Origin of the sequence: Ilyobacter sp., from assembly GCF_041583315.1 — a bacterium.
Lineage (GTDB): Bacteria > Fusobacteriota > Fusobacteriia > Fusobacteriales > Fusobacteriaceae > Ilyobacter.
Map to the genome: position 1 here is coordinate 1 of NZ_JBFHGC010000156.1, position 5,287 is coordinate 5,287.

8 protein-coding genes are annotated in these 5,287 nt (G+C 35.4%); all 8 read right to left on the reverse strand.

The annotated features are described in order from the left end of the window. On the reverse strand, positions 1–167 hold a 167-nt coding region (locus ABZA26_RS06850; RefSeq protein WP_372713784.1), incomplete at its 3' end, for an ATP-binding cassette domain-containing protein. Between the two features lie 4 nt (positions 168–171). After that, on the reverse strand, positions 172–834 hold the full coding sequence (modB, locus tag ABZA26_RS06855; RefSeq protein ID WP_372713777.1) for a molybdate ABC transporter permease subunit: 663 nt from the start codon (positions 832–834) through the stop codon (positions 172–174). 18 nt (positions 835–852) lie between these two features. Then, positions 853–1,623 carry a molybdate ABC transporter substrate-binding protein gene (gene modA / locus ABZA26_RS06860; RefSeq protein WP_372713778.1) on the reverse strand — a complete coding sequence of 257 codons (771 nt, stop codon included), beginning with the start codon at positions 1,621–1,623 and terminating at the stop codon, positions 853–855. Between the two features lie 107 nt (positions 1,624–1,730). Then, positions 1,731–2,105 carry a hypothetical protein gene (locus ABZA26_RS06865; RefSeq protein WP_372713779.1) on the reverse strand — a complete coding sequence of 125 codons (375 nt, stop codon included), beginning with the start codon at positions 2,103–2,105 and terminating at the stop codon, positions 1,731–1,733. Next, positions 2,102–2,707 (reverse strand): hypothetical protein, encoded by a 606-nt coding sequence (locus tag ABZA26_RS06870; protein WP_372713780.1) that lies wholly within the window; start codon positions 2,705–2,707, stop codon positions 2,102–2,104. Before ABZA26_RS06870 ends, ABZA26_RS06865 begins: the two co-directional genes overlap by 4 nt. A 46-nt stretch (positions 2,708–2,753) precedes the next feature. Continuing rightward, a complete protein-coding gene (locus ABZA26_RS06875) occupies positions 2,754–3,065 on the reverse strand; it encodes a hypothetical protein (protein WP_372713781.1) in 312 nt (103 codons plus the stop codon). A gap of 187 nt (positions 3,066–3,252) precedes the next feature. After that, positions 3,253–4,401: a homocitrate synthase gene (nifV, locus tag ABZA26_RS06880; protein WP_372713782.1), complete on the reverse strand. Its 1,149-nt coding sequence runs from the start codon at positions 4,399–4,401 to the stop codon at positions 3,253–3,255. A gap of 50 nt (positions 4,402–4,451) precedes the next feature. Beyond that, a partial coding sequence (locus tag ABZA26_RS06885) for a hypothetical protein (protein ID WP_372713783.1) occupies positions 4,452–5,287 on the reverse strand: 836 nt, incomplete at its 5' end.

Below are 5,287 nucleotides of genomic sequence, written 5' to 3' on the forward strand. Positions count from 1 at the left end.
ATCTCACCTCTATCAGGAACCTGAAGCCCGGATATACATTCTAACAAGGTGCTTTTCCCAGCTCCAGAGGCTCCCTGTATAGCAAGGACCTCTTTATCTACAGCGAAGTCTATGTCTAAATTTGAATTATACATCTCTTTAAATAATTTAACCCTCAGCATATCCATCACCTCAATATCTGTTTTTCTTCCTATTCCATATATTAAGCCCGTAAATAACCAAGAAACTAAAAATAACTACTATTCCAACTAATATATTGGCAGTTCTTCTGTCTCCACTATCAACTGCAAAATATATCGCTATAGGTATGGTTTGGGTTTTCCCAGGGATATTTCCCGCCACCATGAGGGTAGCTCCAAATTCCCCCAAGGCCCTTGTAAAGGAAAGTATTGTACCGCTTATTATTCCCGGTGCTGCCATAGGGATACCTATCTTCCAAAAGATACGTTTCTCATCTGCCCCCAGAGTCCTGGCTGCCTTTTCCAGATTAGAATCGATGTTTATAAATGCCGCCTTGCAGCTTTGGTACATGAGAGGAAGGGACACCACAAAGGATGCCACACAGGCTGCCTTCCAGGTAAAGATAAGACTAGTCCCAAAGATCTTATAAATAAGTTCTCCCAATAATCCGTTTTTCCCAAATAGCATAAGAAGAGCATATCCAGTTACAGAAGGAGGCAAGACCATGGGAAGTATTATAAGCCCCTCGAAAAAATCTTTCCCCTTAAAAGGATGTTTCGTAAATATCCAGGCCAGAAGCACCCCTATACTCATAGTAAATAATGTAGAAACAAATGCAACTTTTAACGATATCAATATAGGGGTCACTATCATATCTAATACACCACCTGACTAAATTTCAAACCCATATTTTTTTGCAAGTTCTTTTATTTCGTTAGATTTAAAAAATTCTATAAACTCTTTTGCCGATTCCTTATTCTCGCTGGCTTTGATTACAGCCCCTGGATAAACAATGGGAGAGTGGGATTCTGCATCTATCTTCTGGGCAATGACACTGTTTTTCAAGTTAACTGCATCTGAACCATACACCATCCCTGCATCCACTTCTCCAGATTCCACATAGGAAAGTACCTGTTTTACATTTTTAGCATATATCAGCTTTCCCTCTATACCCTCATAGTATCCGTAATATTCAAGACTCTCCTTGGCATACCTGCCTGCAGGAACAGATCCCGGTTCCCCTATACTCACCTTGACATCACTTTTACTTAGATCTTTCAGCGATTTTACCTTATCGCTGCTCTCTTTGTTAGTAATAAGAACCAAGTTGTTTTTCAGTAGATCATACCTGGTTTCCACATCTAAAAGTTCTTTTTCCATAAGTATATCCATTTTTTTACCGCTGGCAGATATAAAAACATCCACAGGTGCTCCCTCTTCTATCTGTCTCTGAAGGGTACCTGAAGAAGCTAAATTTACAGTTAATGTTGTATTATATTTTCCCTCAAATATAGGCGTCAACTCATCCATAATCTCTGTCAGACTTGCTGCTGCAGAAACTGTGATCTCTTTTTTTGCCTCTGTATTATCTGCACCAGTTCCGCATGCAAATAGTAAAATTGAAAATAAAGCTACAATAAGAAATTTAAAAGTCTTTTTCATAAAAACACATCTCCCTTTACTAAATAAAAAAGATAGATTTAAATTATTGTATCATGATGCCATTTCATTGTAAATCTGGAACTGTTTTTTTATTCCCGTGTTTAAAATTAATCATAAATAACTATTCCAATCTCTTCATCATTCATAACTATCTTATAGAGATCAGACTTCATTTTTTTGCTTTTTTCAATGGTTGTTGCATCATCTAGATCCTTCAGAGAAATTATCACCCTCTCCTTCTCTTTACTACTACCATCTTTTTTTCCCTTACCGCATCCCCCGCATTTATATTCCTTTAGCATCTCTTCGTCACTCTTTATCTCCTTGATGGAAATATCTATAAATTTTTCTCCTTCATCTTCTAAATTTCCAGTTGTATTTTTTAACACTCCCTTTTTCTCGGTCCTAGAGCTCAAAAAATAGATGTTTATGTACCTGTTCTTAGATGCCTTCATCTCTTCCATAAATTCCTTCAATTTCATTTAAGCTCCCCCTCTAGGTCAGATTTAAAAATCCCTTTTTCAAATTCAACAAAAGCCTTTTCAAACTCCACAGTAAAAATATTCATAAGATAATCATTCAAAGACTTTACCTCAATTTTACTAAAACTTCCCCCTTGAAATCTATCCTTAAATATTGAAAATAACTGAATTAAGTATTCATTGAGATAACATAAGGTAAAAGAATAGTAGTAAAAAAGATCTAAATCATCTTCTGACTCCAATTTTTGAGCCACTACCTGGGGCTCATAGCATACATTTATCTTGGTCTTATGCTTTCTGAGCGAGTTTAAACTCTCCTTGAATTTTATCTTAGCTTTTTCATCAAAATATTTTTCAAAATCTCCCTCACCTGAAAAAAGATAATCAAAGCAGTCATTGATTAAAAGCTGCGTTTTATAGATATCTTTCTCTAAAGTTTCATCATCTTTAGCTAGATAAGCAGACTCGTAAAACTCTTTTAGTTTTTCCGAAAAATAAACTGGAAAAACCTCCCTTGGACCCTCAAATTTTTTCAATATCTTACTGACCTCATAAAAATCAGCCAGATCATAATTTTTTTCTGATATTTTAACATTATACATACCATCAACCTCCGTATAAAAAATTTATCTGACTCTATTTTATGTTTTACCTGATTCTCAAAACAGGACTGACTCCTAGTTCAGTTTCTACTACTTTATGAGTATTTTCAAAATAATTTGTTTTTTCCAAAAGATACCTTACAAGTTCATCATACATTTCCCAGTGGTAGAGTACAAACTCATCCTCTTCTAACTGGGTTCCCGGTGCATACTGCGAGATGGTGGCAAAAGGAAAACATCTCACTTCATCTTTTCTTTTTTTTATAAGGACTTTTTTACTGCCGTCTTCATAGCATCCGCTTATATCAATCTCTAGATCACACTCTAGTCCCTGAAAATTAAATTTAAAAGGTTCCAAACATTTATAAACTAACTTCCCCACATGATCACCTCATTTATTTAATAACTATATTTTTTCAATATCTGCCTTTATATCATTCTTCACATTCCCTATATAAATAATAAAAATAAGTTAATTGAATAATTGAAAAAATCCGCAGCACTCCCATCTTTAAAAAATGAAAGTAATACGGATTTAAATCTTTTCAGGGAAAAATAAAGGGTAACTTTATTTCACCTGAGAAGATTCCAACTACTCTATACTTAAGTTTTTTTAGGGGCTCTTTTTTTTTCTCCAGTGATTCTCCCTTTCTAACTTTTTCAAGTATTTGTGAGATTTTATCATCATCTAGCTTCATACCTAGTTTTTCCATGGCGTTCCTCACAGAAGCTTTTCCAGAAGTTTTTCCTAGGACAAACTCTGATTCACGCCCTATCTCTGTGGGATCTATAAATTCATAAGTCCTCCTGTCCTTCAAAAGTCCGTCTACATGTATCCCGGACTCATGTGAAAATACAGCTTCCCCTACAAGGGGTTTATTTTTTGAAAGTTTTATTCCAGAAGCCTTTTCCACATATTTTGAAAGAACAGGAATCTGCTTCATGTCAAAATCAGTTTTATATTTTCCTATATACTTTAGAGAGGCTACGATCTCTTCAAGAGAAGTATTACCGGCTCTCTCCCCTATACCGTTTACTGTCGCACTTATATATTTTGCTCCCGCCCTGCAGGCTGCCAGAGCATTGGCCGTGGCCATCCCAAAATCATTATGGCCGTGAAAATCTATATCTATACTTATCTCAGTTCTTATTTTCTTGATATTTTCATATACTGCAAAGGGATCTAAAGCCCCCACAGTGTCAGCATATCTGACTCTGTAAACCCCAAGTGACTCTGCTGTTTTGTAAAATTCAATAAGAAAATCCAGATCTGCCCTGGAAGCATCTTCAGCTCCCACAGAAACTTTACATCCCTTATTAGTGGCATAACTCACCAGTTCTTTGAGGGTTTCTATAATCCACTCTCTGCTTTTCTTCAGCTTATTATATATATGTATATCAGATACAGGTACCCCTATATGAATATTTTTTATTCCAGTTTTTATAGAGCTGTCTATATCTGACTTTGATAATCTATTCCAAGTAATTAGTTCACATTTTAAATCCAGATTTTTGATTTTTTTTATCACTTCAATCTCTTCTTGTCCCATAGCTGGGGTTCCTACTTCTATAACCTTTACTCCGGCTTTGTCAAGCATAGCAGCTATCTCCAGCTTTTCCTCCACAGTAAAGTTCACTCCCGGAGTCTGCTCACCGTCTCTTAAAGTTGTATCTAATATGTAAAAACCTTCCATAAAAAACACCTCACATTTCCAGGAATATAGTTAATTGACTTTACCAAGTTTTAACAGCAAGAACTGCACATCTTATCTTTATCCACCACATAATTATTAATCTCAAAAGTAAATTCATTCATCTTGAATTTTACTCTTTTATTGTCCAGATAAATCTTACCATCTTCAAATTCCACCTTCATAGACAAAAGATCTTTTTTATCATCACTACACATACTTATTGTTTCCATAGGAGAATAAGTATGTTCTTCCCCTTTACCATGAATCAGGATTTCATCTGTAGATGTTGAAACAGATTTTATAGTCCCATCTTCATAAAATGCCAGAGAATTATTATCCCCGTGTATCCCTAGTGGTGACATATCATAGGCCATCAGAGTCCCTATAGGCGTATCTACCTCAGTCATTTTAGCAGGCTCAAAGGATTTAATCTCTCCACTTTCGTAGAAGGTTATTCCCGTTCTTACTCCTGTCATGCCTATAGGTGTTTTTATTACTATCCTCTCCTTGGGCCACAGAGTTATACCTTTTACTTTCCCACTCTTATAGAAACTTATATTTATTATTTTACTTTCTATAATCCCCACGGGAGTTTTCAATTTCAGTTTTTCAGCCAACTCATACTCATGCTGTTCTGTCCAAAATCCAGTAAGTTTTCCGTCTAAAGGAAAGATTTTCTTTACACTACCATCATCATAAAACATAATAAACTCAGCAGAAATTATACCAGCCTCTGTTTCTATATTGGTTTTTCCCTGTAAGTAAACTTTCTTCATGGTTCCGTTTTTATAAAAAGATAATGAAGGTTTCAGTTTTCTCCTCTCACTGTCATCATTGTATTGAGGAATAAGCTTTCCGTATTCTGTTTCTAAAATATTTTCCACTG